Raw genomic sequence first — 16,538 nt, 5'->3', positions numbered from 1 at the left:
CGGACGGGTCGGAGTGCGGCCCGTCAGCTCCGCGATGCGGGCGATCCGGTACAGCACCGTGTTGCGGTGGCAGTGCAGCCGCCGTGCCGCCTCGGCGGTCGAGCCGTCCGCGGCGAACCACGCGTCCAGGGTGTCGAGCAGGGCCGCGCCGCCGCCCTCACCGGACAGCAGCGGCCCGAGCACGCTCTCGCCGAGCTCGGCCGCGGACTCGGCGTGGGCCGCGATCAGGGTGTCGATCGGGGCGCTGCCGTAGCAGTGGACGCCCACCCCGGCCGGGGCCACGCACTCCAGGGCGATCCGCGCCTGGCGTACCGCCTCCGGCGCCGCGGCGAGCGCGGTGAACGGCCGGCTCACCCCCACCCGTGCGGCCGCCGCCTGTGTCACGGTCCTGAGCACCACGGCGGTCTCGGCCTCGCCGGTCGGGGCGACCAGCCCCAGCCGCTCACCCAGTTCGGTGGTCCACACGGACGCCACCTCGACGTTCGCCAGCCTGACGGTGACCCCGGGGAGCGGGTCCTCGCCATTGCGCCCGAGCTCACCGGCCACGACGCGGTACGAGGCCCGTTCCGGCAGGCCCAGGGCTCGTTGAATACCGGCGGCGCTCCCGAACCGGACATCGTTCGATCCCTCGAAGACGCTGAGCAGCGTGACCCGTCGCGCCACCTGCTCCTGCCGTTCCCGGTCGTCGGCGACCTCTCGGTAGGCCTCCGTCGCGGCCGTGGAGCAGCGGTCGAGCACGGCCCAGAAGTGTGTGGAGCGGCGCAGCAGCGCATCGGCCTGTTCGCCGGTGGTGGCGCGGGCGATCGCCCACTCCCAGATCTCCATGCCGCCGAGCCGGAAGGCGTGCAGCAGCGCCGGGAGCGGGACGCCGTGCTCGGCCTTGATCCGCCCGGCCCGCCGAGCCGTCTCGTCGCAGATGTCGGGGCCGCCGGTCTCCCTGCGCAGGAGGGCCTCGATGTTGGCGTGGACGATGTCGCGGAGCAGGTCAGCGGGGAGCGGGCTCCGGGTGTAGCAGGACTCGTCCGCGGCTATCTTCCGGACGGTCACGTCGGTGAGTTCACCGACGGAGGCGAGGATCTCGGCGAATACGGGGCCGCAGCCCGTGGTGTCGCGCATGGCGTAACCGTACCCGCCTGCCCCCGTGGTCGAATTGTGCGGCGGCACAGTGCGATTCGGAGGATCTTGCGGTGCCCGCCCATGGCGGGGCATGCGGATATCCGTCATCTTGGTGTGGTCCGGAGAGCCTTGTGCCACGGACCAACTCCGCAGCACGGCACCCGTCCGTGCGGTCTCGACCGAGGGAGAGCACCATGACTGCCGCAGCCCCCGAAGGCAGCACCGGGACGACGGCCGGGGAGGTGCCCGCACTCGACACGGTCCTCGCCGAACTCGCGGAGGGCGAACGGCGCTGGGCGGCGACGTCCCTGGCCGAACGGGGCGCCCTGCTCACCCGGGTCCACGCCGCGGTCCGCGCCGAGTCCGAGACCTGGGTACGGGTCGCGAGCCGTATCAAGCTGTTGCCGGACGACTCTCCGCTCGTCGGTGAGGAGTGGCTCTCCGGTCCGTACTCACTGCTGACCTCCCTGGCCGCGCTCACCCGCACGCTCCGGACCATCGACTCGGGCCACGGCCCGCTCGACGGCGCGGAGTTCGGGCAGGCGCCGGGCGGCCGGGTGAGTGTGCCGGTCCTCCCGCTCACCATCCAGGACCGTCTGCTCCTGAACGGCTTCAGCGCCGAGGTGTGGATGCCGCCCCGGGTCGACGCGGACACCGTGCGGCGCCGGGCGGGCCTCGGCGCGCTGCGTCCCGAACGCACCACGGGCATCGGTCTCGTCCTCGGGGCCGGCAACATCACCTCCATCGCACCGCTCGACGTGCTGTACGAGCTGGTCGCGCACAACCGTGTCGTCGTGCTGAAGCTCAATCCGGTGCTGGGCGAGCTCGAACCGGTCTACCGGCGCGCGCTCGCACCGCTCGTCGAGCACGGCGTCCTGCGCATCGTCACCGGCGGTGGCGACGTCGGCGGTTACCTCGCCCACCATCCGGACGTCGCGCACGTCCACATCACCGGCAGCCTCGCCACCCATGATGTCGTCGCCTTCGGACCGGGCGAGGAGGGCCGCTCCCGCAAGGCCGCGGGCACCCCGCTGCTCGACAAGCCGATGACGAGCGAACTCGGCGGCGTCTCCCCGGTGATCGTGGTCCCGGGTGCCTGGAGCGCCGCCGATCTCCGCTACCAGGCCGAGCACATCGCGACCCAGCGCCTGCACAACAGCGGACACAACTGCATCGCCTCGCAGATGGTCGTGGTCAGCGGCGACTGGCCGCAGCGCGAGGCCTTCCTCGGGCATCTCCGGGAGGCCCTGCGGACGGCCCCGGCCCGGTCCGCCTGGTATCCGGGCAGCGCGGACCGGCTCGCCGGCGCGGCACGCAGCCATCCGGGCGCCGAGTGGCAGGGCGCGGAGGGCTCGCGCCTGCTGGTCGGGATCGGCGACGGTGACGCCGCGGCGGAGGTGGCGACGACCGAGTACTTCGCACCCGTCCTCGGCGTGCTCACCCTGCCCGGCCGGGGCGCCGAGTTCCTCGACCGGGCCGTCGAGACGGCCAACCGGGACCTCTTCGGCACCCTCGGGGCGAACATCGTGATCGACCCGGTCACCCTGAAGCGCCTCGGCCCGGCATTCGACCGTGCGGTGGCGGAGCTGCGGTACGGAACGGTCGCCGTCAACGCCTGGACCGCGCTCGGCTTCCTCACCGCGACGGCTCCCTGGGGTGCCTTCCCCGGCCACACCGTCGCGGACGCCGGGAGCGGGATCGGTGTGGTGCACAACGCCCTGCTGATCGACGCACCGGAACGCACCGTCGTCCGGGGCCCGTTCCGGCCTTTCCCGAGGTCGGTCGCGGGAGGCGAGCTCGCGCTGTTCCCGAAGCCGCCGTGGTTCGTGACAGCGCGCACCGCAGCCCTGACGGGCCGTCGGCTCACCCGGCTGGCGATGCGGCCGTCCTGGGTGCGGATGCCGGCCGTGTTCTCCTCGGCGTACCGGGCCTGAGCCCGGCGGCGGCACCGGCGCCGGGCGGGCCCAGGAGACCGTGAGTGCCGGGCGGGGCTCGCCTTCGCGGCCGTGTCCGAGACCGGCTCCTCACCACACCCTGATCGACGGCGTGCGCACCCCACTGCGACATGTGCATACGACGGTTCCCGGGGCTGTGACAGCCGGTGCGGCAGCGTTACCAGTAGTGGCGCCGGCCGCCCACCGCGTGCCCGACGGCGCCCAGGATCCACAGGATCGCGCCGATCACGACGAGCACGACGCCGATGGTCCACAGGATCGAGATTCCGGCCACCAGGCCGATGACCAGCAGAATGACACCGAGGACGATCATGACGTCCTCCAATCGTGCGGCTCCTCCCAGTATGCGCCCGCCGCGCCGCAGCCTTGTGGCCGACGCGGTGCGGCGCGATCACACGTCCCGCAGGCGGCGCGGGGACCGGCGGCTGCCTCGCCTCGGCCCCGCTCGGCGCGCATCCCGACGTGGCGCGCCTGGTACTGAAGCGCTTCGACGAGGCGTCCGGGGAGAGTGTGCGGCGTCCGTCCGGCGCGGCTACTCGAACCGCGTGAAGTCACCGGCCCCCCGGCGGACGATCTCGGGTTCGCCGCCGGAGAAGTCGATGACCGTGGTCGGCTCGGTGCCGCAGTCGCCGGAGTCGACGACGGCGTCCACCACATGGTCGAGCCGTTCCTTGATCTCCCAGCCCTGCGTCATCGGCTCGTCCTCGTCAGGCAGCAGCAGGGTGCTGGAGAGCAGCGGTTCGCCCAGTTCGGCGAGCAGCGCCTGAGCGACCACATGGTCGGGGATCCGGACTCCGACCGTCTTCTTCTTCGGGTGCAGCAGTTGGCGCGGCACCTCTTTCGTCGCGGGCAGGATGAAGGTGTAACTGCCCGGCGTCGCCGCCTTGATCGCGCGGAACACATCGTTGTCGACGTGTACGAACTGACCCAGTTGCGCGAAGTTCTGGCAGACAAGGGTGAAGTGGTGTCGATCGTCGAGGTTCCGGATCGACCTGATCCGGCCGATGCCGTCACGGCTGCCCAGCCGGCACCCCAGTGCGTAGCAGGAGTCCGTCGGATACGCGACGAGCGCCCCGGACCGGATGCTGTCGGCCACGCTGCTGATGGTGCGCCGCTGAGGATTCTCGGGGTGCACGTCGAAGTACTTCGCCATTCGCGGAGTCTAGAACTTCTCGCGGCGTCTGGCTCACGCATCGCCCCGGCCGGCCCGGCGGGCAAGTCCTGTGCGGCCCTGTTCAGCCGGGCTTCCGCGCGGAGGAGACCATGGTGTCATCGAGCAGGGATCGCAGGTCCGCGCTCTCGGCGGAGCCGAGCTCCTCGTAGATGTTCAGCGCCTCCTGCCAGCACGCTCTGGCGCGGTCGGTCTGGTCCATGGCGTGGAGTGCGCGCCCCAGGACGGTCAGGACGTTGCCGCGGCGCCATTCACCGCCCGACGTGCCGATGCCGGCCAGTGCCTGTTCGGCATGGGCGGCTGCCCGCTGCGGGCGCTGGGCCGCGAGATCGACCTCCGCCAGCCGGAGGTGGGTGAACCCCTGCCACAGGTGCTGTCGGTGCTCCTTGAAAACGGCCCCGGCCGCGTCGAGCGCCTCCTCCGCCTCGGCGTACCGGCCCGCCCGGGTGAACGCGAGGCCCAGCGTGTAGCGGGCGTTGGCACCGCGCAGCGTGGCACCGAGACCGTCATACATGGCGACGCCCCGCTCGGCGAGGGTCAGGGCCTCGGACAGCTTTCCCAGGGCGAGTTCCACCCGGGACAGGTTGCACAGCACGCTCGCCTCGCCCGGGCCGTCCCGGTCGGCCCGGAACTCTTCCAGGGCGCGGAGGAAGTAGGACTCGGCCTCGGCGTTCCGGCTCCGGTACAGCGCGACCAGACCGAGAAGATTCACCGCCCGGCACCGGACCGGCGTGTCCGCACATGTCTCCGCCTCCCGCAGCGCCCGCTCCGCTGCCTGCGCCGTCTCGTCGTGACGGCCCACGAGGGAATGGGCTTCGGCCAGGACCAGGGCGGCCCGGCCCGCGGTGCGGGGATCGCCCAGCGCCACGGCGGCCTCGTGGAGGGCCGCCGCCGTCGATTCGTACTGCACGGAGTCGGAGCCGGACTCGCAGAGGTCCCTCGCCACCCACAGCAGGTCGACGGCCCGGCCCAGCAGGGCTTCGGCGGAGGACTGCCGTGCGCAGGCCAGCAGGCAACCGGCCTCGGCGTACAGCCAGTCCAGCGCCTCCCGGCCGTCGCGGAAAGTGAGCCCCGGGCAGGCGGTCGGCGCCAGATGCATCAGGAGACGGTCGCCCGGACGCTCGACGGCGTACACGGCCGACGCGGTCGCCAGATAGAAGTCCAGCAGCCGCGACAGCGCCGACTCCCGTGCCGATGCGGGATGTTCGTCGCGCTCCGCGCATGCTCGCGCGTAGAGGCGTACGAGACTCAGGTAGCGGTAGCGGCCGGGGGCCGCCGACTCCAGGAAGCTGGTGTCGACCAGCGCCTCCAGGAGGTCTTCCGCCGTGTGCGGCTCCAGGCCGAGGAGGGCCGCCGCGGCGGCGAGGGAGATGTCGGGGCCGTCGGCCAGGCCGAGGAGGCGGAAGGCGCGGGCCTGGGCGGGTTCCAGCTGGCCGTAGCCGAGTTCGAAGGTGGCCTTCACCGCGAGGTCGCCGGCCTGGAGCTCGTCCAGGCGGCGGCGTTCGTCGGCGAGCTTGGCGGCCAGGACGGAGACCGTCCAGGTGCGACGGGCGGCCAGCCGGGAGGCGGCGATCCTGATGGCCAGCGGGAGGAAACCGCAGGCGGCGACCACGTCGAGGGCGGCCTCGCGCTCGGAGTTGATCCGCTCCTCGCCCACGATGCGGGTGAAGAGCTGAAGCGCTTCGTCCGGCGACATCACGTCCAGGTCGACCAATTGGGCGTCGGCCAGCCCGACCATGCGGGCGCGGCTGGTGACCAGAGCCGCACAGCCCTCGGAACCGGGAAGCAGGGGGCGGATCTGGGCCGTGTCGCGGGCGTTGTCGAGGAGGACCAGGACGCGGCGGCCGTCGAGCACGGAGCGGAAGAGGGCGGCGCGTTCGCCCAGGGTGTCCGGGATCGCCGGGTCCGGCGTGCCCAGGTCGCGCAGGAACTTCCCGAGGACCGATTCCGGTTCGGTGGCGCGTACTCCGGCGCCCTGGAGGTCGACGTACAGCTGACCGTCCGGGAAATGCTGTCGTGCCTGGTGGGCGACGTGCACGGCGAGGGTGGTCTTGCCGACACCGCCGACACCGGCCAGCGCCGAGACGGCCATCACCGAACCCTCGGCGGCCGCCAGCCGGTCACCCAGTTCACGTACGAGGGATGCGCGGCCGGTGAAGTCCGGGACGGTGGCCGGCAGCTGGACGGGCCGCAGGATTGCCGCCGGACGCTCCGTCGGCCTGGACTGCGAGGGGGCGAGGAGGCTCTCATCGGCCTGGAGGATGCGCTGGTGGAGCAGGGAGAGCTCGGAGCGCGGGGCGACCCCCAGTTCGTCGGCGAGCAGCCGGCGGGTGTCCGCGTACACGGCCAGCGCCTCGGCCTGCCTGCGGGACCGGTACAGCGCGAGCATCAGCAGCTCGCGCAGGCGTTCCCGGAACGGATGAGCCGCGACAAGGCCCTTCAGCTCGGACACGGCCTCGGCATGCGCGCCCAGTTCGAGGTCCGCCTCCAGCCGTGTTTCGATCAGCTGGAGTCGCCATTCCTCCAGCCGGGTGCGCTGATTCTCGGCGTACGGTCCCGGCACCGAGGCCAGGGCCTCGCCGTCCCACAGCCCGAGCGCCCCGTTGAGCAGGTCGCGGGCCTGCCGGTGGTCGCCGCGGCTCCGGGCGCGTTCCGCGTTCGCCGCCAGGTCCTGCGCCACCTGGACATCGACCGCGTCGGGGGCGAGGCGGAGGGCGTAGCCGTCTCCCTCGCTCACGAACACGTCACTGTCCAGGACCTTGCGCAGCCGCGAGGCGTAGGTCCGAACGGCGGCCAGGGCCTGGGCCGGTGGGTCGTCACCCCACACGGCGTCGATCAGTTCGGCGGCTGTCGCGCGGTGGCCGTCCCGCAGCAGCAGCGCGGCCAGCACCGCGCGCTGCTGCGGTGATCCGGCGGGCAGTGCCTCGGAGTCGCGCCAGAGGCGTACAGCTCCCAGAACACCGAACCGGATGCCTTCGGCGGGCGGCCAGGAGGAGACCGCCGGGGTGGGCGGGACGGCGAACGGCAGGGCAGCGCCGACGCCCACGCCGTCGATGGGAAGGGCCTGGAGAACGCTCTGTTGCAGATCCGTGAGATCGGGGCTCGGGTCGATGCCGAGTTCCTCGGCGAGCAGCCGACGGGTGTCCGCGTACACGGCCAACGCCTCCGCCTGTCGGCCGGTCCGGTACAGGGCGACCATCAACTGACCGCGTATCCGCTCGCGGAGCGGATGCGCGCCGGTCAGGTGGGTGAGTTCCGCGATGACCTCGCCGAAGGCGCCGAGCTCCAGATCGATGTCGATCCTGTTCTCGACGAGGGCGAGCCGCCAGTCCTCCAGGCGGTCGCGCTGGGCTTCGGCGTAAGGGCCGGGCACTCCCTGCAAGGGCGTGCCGTCCAGCTCTGCCAGCGCTTCGCCGAGCAGCCGTCGCGCGGTGGCGAGATCACCGGACAGGTGCGCCGAACCGGCCTCGGCGTACAGGTGCTCGGCCTCTGCCAGGTCCAGCGGGATCCCGGAACCGGCCGGTGCGGAACGGAGGCTGTACCCACTGGGGTGCCTTTCGATGTCGAAGCCGGCCGGTGCGAGGATCCTTCGCAGCCGTGACACATGGGCCCGGACCGTCTGGAGCGCGGACTCCGGCGCGTCCGGACCCCACAGCGCGTCCAACAGGTGGTCGGTGGGAACGATCCGGTGCTCGTGCAGCAGCAGCGCCGCCAGAAGGGCCTGCTGCCGCGGAGACCCCATGGCGACCGGCTCATCGCCCCGTCGCGCCAGTTCGGGCCCGAACACCGTGAACCGCAGGGGTGCGGCGGGCGGTTGGGGCAGCTCCTCGACGGCGTGAACCGCCTCCACCACTTCTTCGGCCGCTTCCCGCCCCCCTTCCCACCCCCCGTACAGCCGGTCCAGGAGCGGGCTCACGAGCACCGCGAACGCGGTCGTGCCCGGTGAGAGGCGGGCGCTGCCGCCCGGATCCGCCAGCAGTGCCGCGAAGTCCGGCATGCGGCCCAGATACGGTTCGAGGGCCCGGCCGACCGCCTCGACGACCTCGATGGACTGTTCGGTGTCCAGGCCACCGGCCAGCAGTTCGCGGACGCCGGGCCTGAAGTCGTACAGCACCTCGCCGGTTCCGCCCAGGACGGCCGCCTCGGGCAGCGGCGGCCCCGCCGCCGCGGCTGCCGTGACGGGCTGGAGGAGTTCGCCCAGCAGCACTTCCGAGACCACGGCCGAAGTGGTCGCGGGCAGCGTCGCGATGCGGATCAGCTGGATGACGGGCATGCTCAGCGGGCGGATCGCGGAGAGCCGCACCGCCAGCCGGTACGCCTCCGGCGAGAACGAGGCGCGGAATCGTTCGATCCGTTGTTCCGCGGAGAGCGGCGGCAGATCGGCGCCGGGGACACCCGGTGCCCTCTCCTCGGACATCCCCACCAGGACGGTGTCCACCAGCTGCGGCGCCCCAGGCCGTGTCAGCAACCGCACCCAGGTCCCCAGTGAGGCGGGCGAGAGCGGGACCACCGGGACCGGCAGCGGGGCGCCGGGGCCCTCGACCCGGTCTCCGCCGAGGGGGTCGATGACGCCCAGCTGTCCGTCCGTCATGAACCTGTGGCCGGCCACGAGGAGTTGAGGCTGTGCGTCGAAGGCCGTCCCGCGCCACAGCCGTCTCGGCAGTGGCGGTACGACGACCAGGGGGCCCGAGCGTTCCCAGCTGCGGAGGAACCGCTGTGCCGCCCGGCCGCGCCAGGCCTCGTCCACCCCGTCGGTCAGCAGGAAGACGACGGGCGATTCCGAACGGGGGGTGGTGCCCGGCCACTGTCCTTCGCCCAGGTCGAAGCGGTGGACGTGGACCGCGCGGAAGACGCCGCCGCGTTCGAGCAGCCGCCTGACCTCCCGTACGAGCGGCTGCCACACCCGCATGGAGGAGGATGCGTCGACGAGCAGGACCGCGGTGTGCCGCAGCTCCTGCTCGGGGCGGTCGACCACATCGAACACGCCCGACTCGGCGGTGAGCCGCACGGTGGCCTCGATGTCCTCGACCCTGCGGTGCCGGTGGTCGCGGTGGTCACGCAAGGGGCGCAGCGCCCGGGCGATGCCGTTCGTCCCCGGCAGGGCCCGCGGCCCGGGGGCACGGACGGCGCGGGCCCGGGCACCGCCGGCCGTACCGGGGGCGGTGAAGAGGCTGTGCCGCCGGCCGGGCGGTTCGTCCCGGCCCGCCGGATCCGTGGGCCGGTGGTCGGACGCCGGAACCGCGGGAGGGGCGGCGGGCGGCGGCTCAGGGGCGGCCACCGGTTCCGGACCGTCCTGCTCACCGGGGTCGGCGTCGGCCGGTACGGGCTCGGCGGCATCGGTTCCGGCGGAGCCGTCCATCACCCGGGCCAGCCACAGGACGTCGAGGAGCTCGGGGCCGCCGAGCTCGTACCCGACGCCGTCCAGCATCCGGCGCAGCCGCTCGATCATGCGGGGAACGCTTCGTCCAACCGGTGCATGACCGCCGCCAGCAGTTCGTCGCGGCTCAGGTCGGCGCCGGTGACCCGCAGATGGATGGCGGCGAGCAGTTGGTCGGTCGCCAGGCTCTGCACGGCGACCCGGCCGAGGAAGGCACTGATCAGGTCGTCGGACCGGGCCAGGGCCTCCTCGCCCAGGTTCTGCCGGACGATGTCGCGCAGCTTCTCCTCGTCGGGGTCGCGCAGGTCGAGCCGGACACAGCGGCGCAGGAAGGCGGGCGGGAACTCGCGCTCCCCGTTGCTGGTCATCACGACGACCGGGAAGTGCGCGCAGGACACCAGGCCGCGCTGTACCCGGACGCGCTCCCTGCTGCCGGTGACGAGGACATCGGCGGTCTGCTGGTGTTCGGGCAGCCGGGACAGTTCGGGGATCTCGAACTCGCCCTCCTCCAGGACGACCAGCAGGTCGTTGGGCAGGTCGATGTCGGACTTGTCGAGCTCGTCGATCAGCAGCACGCGGGGCCGGCCGGTGGCGGCCAGTGCCGTGCCGAGCGGGCCCAGCCGCAGGTAGTTCCCGATGTCCGAGGTCTGGCCGGTGCGCTTCCTGAGTCTGCGGGCCGGGCCGCGCAGCGGTTCGCGCTCCCGTTGCAGCGAGGCTTCGCGCAGCCGTCCGACGGCGTCGTAGCGGTAGAGGGCGTCCGCCAGGGTCGAGCGGCTGTTCACCGACCAGCGCAGTACGTCGCCGAGGCCGAGGTCGTCGGCCACGGCACGCGCCAGGGAGCTCTTGCCGGTACCGGGGCGTCCCGTCACCAGGAGCGGGCGCCGCAGGTGGAGCGCGGCGTTGACCACGGCGATCTCATCGGCGTTCATGAGATGGCGCTGGGCCTGCGGACGACGGCGGGAGGCGGGAAAGCGGCGCCACGGCGGGGGTTCGGGCAGCTCGGCCGTGCCACGGAACACCCACCAGCTCTCGGGCGGTGTGCTGTGGTCGCCGGTCTCTGCGGCAGGCGGGTGCGGCACGGGTACGGTCTCCTCGTCGGGGCTGGACGGCTTCATGGCCGGGTGAGGGCCCAGGGATCGGGGGCGAGCGGCGGGGGCCTGTGGTCGGGCCCGTCGTGCAACAGCGACAGCCGGCGGCCGTGGTGCGTGGGACAGTCCGGGTCGGCCATGGCCTTGGCCCGTTCCAGGCGCACTGCTTCGGGGATCTGGGTGTGGTCGATGCCTTCCACGAGCGCCAGCAGGTCGGTGGAGATCTGCCCGCTGTGGTCCTCGCGATGCCAGAGCACGGTGTGCACCCCTGCCTCGATGCACTGCCGCAGCACTCGCCCCTGCTGCTGCCGCTCGCAGCACACGACGACGATCCCGGCCTCCGGACTCACTTCCAGCCGGGCGCGGGCGACGGCCGGGTCCGTGCAGCGCTCGTCCAGCAGCAGCCGGGGCGAGGTCGGCAACGCGCTGCTCCGGCGCTTCCAGGCCGCGTACGTCTCCCGGGTACGCTCCGAACTCCGCAACACCACCCGCCGGGTGATGCCCGGGTAGAACCCGCTGTCCTCGGCATCGCTCGGAAACTCCCAGGTGTCCACGTCGAGGCGCAGCCAGGCGGGCGAGACGAAGAACTCCACCAGCGCCGTCTCCGGATGCTCCTGCACCTCCGTACGCAGGACCTGCCGGATGGCCTCCACCACCTGGTGGCTCGCCACCTCGGTGTCCTGGGTCAGTACGACTTCGTGTCTGCCGTCGCCGTTCCACACCCAGATCTGGTAGGTGAACAGATGTCCGGGCGGTACGGGCAGGAGCTCCACCTGGACCCGGGGCGGGGCGGCATCCGTCCGCCGTGCGACGGCGGCCTCCCGGGCGTGCGCGGCGGCGGCGTCGGCCCGGAACTGCTCGACGGCGGCCGGTGCCACACCCAGCCTCGGCGCCGTGCTGCGCACCCAGGCGTCCAGGTCGTCCGCGAGGTCCGCGCCGCCCGCGCGTGCGTGGACGCCGATGTGGACGACACCCTGGAGCAACGGGGGTATGGGCTGGCCGGGTTGTGGGTCGTAGCCCTCCAGTATGTCCGTGGCGTCCACGAGGTCGACGGGTGTCGGTGTGGCGTCGGCGTAGGGCAGTACCGTGCGCAGCAGTACGGCGGGGTCGATGGCGCGGCACTGGGCGAGCAGCGCGTTGAGATTGCGCCGCCGTCCCGGCGAGAGCCGCTCGCGCGGGCTGACCACGCGTGCGATGCGCAGGATCCCCGCCCAGTCGCCCGTCTCCGCGAGGCCGCCGGGCCGGCACTCGGCGAGCTGGTCGTACACGATGTCGAGGAGTTCGGGTACTCCGCGGCGCATGCCCATCGCCAGGCCCGCCAGCTGTTCGACATCGGCGGCCGATCCGGCGGACCGTCTGCCCAGCCGCGCGGCGAGCCGCTCCTCGCAGTCCCTGACGGCCTGCCGGGTCGTCAGCAACTGTTCGAGCATCCACAGGAGTTGCTGGCGTCCGCGTCCGGCGGCGGGCACCACCACCGGTGGCAGGGCGGGCAGTTCGGTCTCGACGTACGACAGGCCGATGGCGTACATGGCGGCGGGCGGCCGGTGGTGATCCGGTGCCGGGGCGGGCGGCACGGGCCGGCCGGACGTCTCATGGGCGGCGACGACCAGTCCGGTCACGGCCTGCCGCTCCCGGTCCCACAGCGGCCCTCCGCTGAATCCCTCCGCCACCGTCCCGCCCAGGACGTCCAGGGCGATCCACGGGTGGGCGGAGACGCGCGGCATCGCGCGCAGCGTCGGCAGGGCGTGCCCGCTGGCCCACAGCGCGACGACCTCGTTGCCTTCCCGGTGGGAGAGGAAGGGCGCGGGTTCGGCGCCCGTGGGGGCTTCCGTGTCGAGCTCCAGCACCGCGAGATCGCCGTAGTACGGGAGTGTGCCCGCGGGCGGCGGCACCGGGTGGCCGGGCTCGGGGCGGGAGCGCGGCGGCCGCCACATCTCCGGGACGACCCGGCCGACGAGTGTGCGCTCCCGGTCGATGTGCGGCAGCCGGAGCACGACCGTCTCCCCGCGCGGGGGCAGGGCCGGTTCGAATCGGTCCCGGCCCAGGGCGCTGTTCACGACGTGGGCGCAGGTCAACACCAGCCGGGGAGCGATCAGTACGCCGGCGCCGACCGGCCGGACCTGGCCCAGGACCGACACGAACGCCCGGTGCAGCGGGGCGTCGGCCGGGGCCGGACTCACATGCGGCCGCATGCCATCAGGAGCCGTTCACCGGGCCGGGCACGGAAGGCCGGGGCGAGGCCGCGGCCGATGCCCCCGGTGCGGCGTCAGCGCTGTTCGCGGAGGCACCGCCGTCCGCGAGGTTCCAGGTGGCGGACACGGTGAAACTCGCCTCTCCGCTCCCCGAGAACACTCCGAGGCTCAGGTCGCTGCCCAGCGTCACACCGAACTCCACGGTGACCTCGTCGGGGCGTTGGGGGAACTGCGAGAAGCTGCGGTGGATCCCACCGAGAACGCCGCCCAGCGGGCGGAGCGCGTCGGTGAGCGCCTGTCCCCCACGGCTCAGCGCCTGCGCGGCACGCCCATCGGCACTGACCGGCCGCGCCGTGCCGAATCCGGCCGGCAGATCCAGCTCCTCACCGGAACCCGGATCGCTCCCGTCCGCCCGCTCGGCGGCGGACCGGCCGGCCTCGGGTGCGAGGTGAAGACGAACGACGGAACCGTCGTCGAAGGTGAGTCTCATGTCCCCCATGAGGGGAAGTCTCGCATGTCACAGGCGGATCCGCCCCGCTGTTGACAGATCACGCCTTCTGCCGGGCGAGGTCCGCGCCGGCCCTCGGGGCGCAGGCGCGTCCGGACCGGGCGGACCTTGCCGTCCGTGGGTGCTGTACGCGATGGGCGCGAGGGCGTGGACGACCCACGACGACGTCTACGGTCCCGGTGGGCCCGTCACGCTCATTCGCGACGTCAGCCGGATACGTGAAGGCCGAGTACGGAGGCCCGCTGTCATGACGTCCTGACCTGGGTCCGGGGCAGCCTGGTGGCCCCGGCGGCGGCGATCAGGCAGAACCCGAGCACCCACCAGAACGTGTCGCCGAACGCCCCGGAGATGTCCGGGCCGCGGGTCGACAGCCGGTTCTGCAGGACCACGGCGAGGGCGGCGGTGCCGACCGAACCGCCCACGGTGTTGAGTAGATTGAGCGCTCCGGACGCACGCGGGAGGTGTTCGGGCTCGATGCGGCTGTAGACGATGTTCATCACGGGCGCGCCGACCATGGCGATGCCGAAGCCGCGGACCACCAACGCCGAGGCGATCACGGCGTCGGGGAGCCCGTGGCCGAGCTGGGTGAACGGCACCGTGCCCGCGAGGATCAGCACGATGCCGGTGACCACCAGGGTTCGCGGCGCGACCTTGTTGATGGTGCGGTTGACCAGCACGGACCCGGCCGCCGCGCCCAGCCCCTGGGGGGCGAGCAGCAGTCCGGCCTCCCACGCCGACATCCCTCGGCCGGTCTGGAAGTACAGCGGCAGCAGGAACATCGTGCCGAAGACCGACGCGCCCAGTACGAGCAGGGCGACGGCGGCGGCGCCGAAGGGCGGCCGGGCGAACAGCCTGGGGTCGATCAGCGGTGTGCGGCGGGTCCGCAGCCCGTGCACAGTGAATCCGGCCAGCATCGCCAGCCCTGCGGACACGCCGATGGCGGCCGGAAGGGTGCGGTCGTGGGCGACCTCGGTCAGCCCGAACACCAGCACCGCGAGGCCGGGCGAGAGCAGCAGGGCCCCCCGCAGATCGAACGCCGTCCGCCGCGTCGACGGCGGCACCGCGGGCACATGGCGGCGGGCGAGCAGCGCCGCGACCACGCCGATCGGCAGGTTGACCAGGAACAGCCACGGCCACGACGCCACCGCGAGGACGGAGCCCCCGGCCAGCGGGCCGAACACCGGTGACAGCAGCGGGACGACCGCGACGACGCTGATCACCCGCCCGGTGCGGGCGGGGCCCGCGACACGGGCCAGCAGCGCCTGCCCGGTCGCGGGCAGCAGCCCGCCGCCGAGACCCTGGACCACCCGGAACACGATCAGGCTGGTCACCGACCAGGCCGACGCGCACAGCAGCGACCCGAGCAGGAACACGCCCACCGCGGCGAGCCACGTCCGCCGGCCGCCGAACCGGTCGGCCAGCCAGCCGGACGCGGGCACGGCGGCGACGACGGCCAGCAGGTAGGCGGTGGTGACCCACTGGATCTCGGCGACGGAGGCGCCGAACTCCTCGGTCAGGCTGTCGATGCCGACGCTGACGATCGTGGCGTCCAGCGTGGCCATGAAGGTGCCGAGCACCAGGATGAACGCGGTCCGCAACAACTGCCGGTCGACCCGCTCGTCCGGCGGCGCGGCCGTCCCGTCCGGGGGCGCGGCATCCGGGCTCATCGGCCCTCCAGGAGGTCGAGTACGTCGTTGTCGAGGTGCTTGTCCAGGGTGCGGAGCAGGTCGAGCAGTTCCTCGGCGAGCCCGTCGGTGTCGATGCCGGCCCGGTGGGCGAGGACGCCGGTCCAGCCGTCACCGTCCGGTATGACGGTCAGGGTCACCGGGTGGTGGGTGGCCTCACGGAAGCGGGTTCCGACGACCGTGAGCCCGGGGGCGGGTGCACGGAGGCGGTCCGGATCGACCGGATAGTTCTCGAACACCACCAGGCTGTCGAACAGCCTGCGCCGCCCGGTCAGCCGTTCCAGGTCGGACAGGGCGACGTGGTGGTGCTCGACCAGTGCCCGCTGCCGGACCTGGAGACCGGCGAGGGTGTCGGCGAGCGTGCCGCCGAGCCGTGCCCGTACGGGCACGGTGTTGGCCAGCAGCCCGATGATCTCCTCGACGCCCGCCAGCTCCGGGGGACGGCAGGAGACCATGGCGCCGAAGCAGACGTCGGCGTGGCCGGAGCGCCGCGCGAGCAGCACCGCCCACGCGCCCTGCACCAGTGTGTTCCGGGTCAGACCGCGCCGGGCGGCGAGGGCGGTGAGGTCGGCCACCAGCGCCGCGTCGAACTCGATGACCTCGGGTTCCTGCCAGGCCGGGCCGGGTTCGGCGCCGCCCAGGTAGTCGCCCTCGGGCAGACCTTCCAGCTCGGCCGCCCAGGCGCCGAGGTCGGGCTCGTGGTCGGCGCACCAGCGCAGGTAGTCGGCGAACGGCACGGGGGCGGGCAGTCCGGGAGACCCGCCGCGGACCCTCGCCGTGTAGAGGGCGAACAGCTCGGTGAGGATGCGCGGGGCCGACCAGCCGTCGGAGAGCACGTGATGGCTGGTCAGGACCAGGTCGGCGCACTCGGAACCGTGCCGGATCACGGTCAGCCGGAGGAGCGGGCCCCGGGCGAGATCGAACGGCTCGGCCAGGTCGGCCGCCAGCACCTCCTCGGCCGGGCCGTCGGCCACGCGGAAGTCCGGCCGGGTCGACGTGGGGATCACCGCCAGGTCGGCGGGGAACGCGGCGCCCAGGTTCGGGTGACGGTCCAGCAGGTCGGCGCCCGCGCCGCGCAGGGCGTCGATGTCGAGCGGTCCGGCGAGGGAGAACGCCGACTGCACGGTGTACGGGTCGGGCCGCTCGGTACGCGAGTGCCGCAGCATCACCTCCTGCAACGGGGTGAGCGGCTGTACGTCGGCGACCTGGCGGTCGAGTGCCCCGAGCTCCGGTGCGGCGGCGACGCTCAGGAGCGCGGTCCGCAGGTTCTCGGCCAGGTCCTCGATCTCGGCGGCGGTGAACAGCGCGGACGGCCAGGTGATCCGGACCCCGAGCGCGTCGTCGCGTACCAGGGCGTTGTCCATCAGGCCGTACGGGAGGGGCATCGCGTCGGAGCCGCCCGAGCCGAGCGGGTCGGCGTCCGGGGGCGCCTGCCACGGGGTCTCC

At 73.1% G+C, this 16,538-nt stretch carries 10 protein-coding genes and 1 pseudogene; 1 reads left to right on the top strand and 10 read right to left on the bottom strand.

Annotated features, from left to right (window positions below; genetic code table 11):
- The coding region (locus tag ABZY11_RS34875) for a helix-turn-helix domain-containing protein (RefSeq protein ID WP_356483010.1) at positions 1-1,116 on the bottom strand (1,116 nt) is incomplete at its 3' end.
- Between the two features lie 194 nt (positions 1,117-1,310).
- On the opposite strand from ABZY11_RS34875, the gene ABZY11_RS34870 reads away from it, so the two are divergent.
- Complete coding sequence (locus ABZY11_RS34870; RefSeq protein ID WP_356483009.1) at positions 1,311-3,050, top strand: aldehyde dehydrogenase family protein; 1,740 nt, start codon at positions 1,311-1,313, stop codon at positions 3,048-3,050.
- A gap of 178 nt (positions 3,051-3,228) precedes the next feature.
- Here ABZY11_RS34870 and ABZY11_RS34865 read toward each other — a convergent pair whose 3' ends face one another.
- From ABZY11_RS34865 to ABZY11_RS34825, 9 genes and pseudogenes are all read right to left on the bottom strand, one after another.
- Entirely contained in the window at positions 3,229-3,384 is a 156-nt protein-coding gene (locus ABZY11_RS34865; protein ID WP_093550875.1) for a DUF6131 family protein, read from the bottom strand.
- A gap of 219 nt (positions 3,385-3,603) precedes the next feature.
- Positions 3,604-4,224, bottom strand: a complete 621-nt coding sequence (locus tag ABZY11_RS34860; RefSeq protein ID WP_356483008.1) for an L-threonylcarbamoyladenylate synthase — start codon at positions 4,222-4,224, stop codon at positions 3,604-3,606.
- A gap of 82 nt (positions 4,225-4,306) precedes the next feature.
- Positions 4,307-7,270 carry a BTAD domain-containing putative transcriptional regulator gene (locus ABZY11_RS34855; protein ID WP_356483011.1) on the bottom strand — a complete coding sequence of 988 codons (2,964 nt, stop codon included), beginning with the start codon at positions 7,268-7,270 and terminating at the stop codon, positions 4,307-4,309.
- Positions 7,271-7,321: 51 nt separating this feature from the next.
- A pseudogene (locus ABZY11_RS34850) lies at positions 7,322-9,670 on the bottom strand (AfsR/SARP family transcriptional regulator); the annotation flags it as partial.
- A gap of 17 nt (positions 9,671-9,687) precedes the next feature.
- Positions 9,688-10,734, bottom strand: coding sequence for a MoxR family ATPase (locus ABZY11_RS34845; protein ID WP_356483007.1), 1,047 nt, complete (start codon positions 10,732-10,734; stop codon positions 9,688-9,690).
- A complete protein-coding gene (locus ABZY11_RS34840; protein ID WP_356483006.1) occupies positions 10,731-12,899 on the bottom strand; it encodes a trypsin-like peptidase domain-containing protein in 2,169 nt (722 codons plus the stop codon). Before ABZY11_RS34840 ends, ABZY11_RS34845 begins: the two co-directional genes overlap by 4 nt.
- A 4-nt stretch (positions 12,900-12,903) precedes the next feature.
- Positions 12,904-13,398, bottom strand: a complete 495-nt coding sequence (locus ABZY11_RS34835; protein ID WP_356483005.1) for a CU044_2847 family protein — start codon at positions 13,396-13,398, stop codon at positions 12,904-12,906.
- A gap of 254 nt (positions 13,399-13,652) precedes the next feature.
- Positions 13,653-15,074: an MDR family MFS transporter gene (locus tag ABZY11_RS34830; RefSeq protein ID WP_356483004.1), complete on the bottom strand. Its 1,422-nt coding sequence runs from the start codon at positions 15,072-15,074 to the stop codon at positions 13,653-13,655.
- The coding region (locus ABZY11_RS34825) for a condensation domain-containing protein (protein ID WP_356483003.1) at positions 15,071-16,538 on the bottom strand (1,468 nt) is incomplete at its 5' end. The genes ABZY11_RS34825 and ABZY11_RS34830, both read right to left, overlap by 4 nt.

Origin of the sequence: Streptomyces sp. NPDC006510 (assembly GCF_040611955.1) — a bacterium.
Classification (GTDB): Bacteria; Actinomycetota; Actinomycetes; order Streptomycetales; family Streptomycetaceae; genus Streptomyces.
This window is presented reverse-complemented; position numbering and strand designations above follow the sequence as displayed.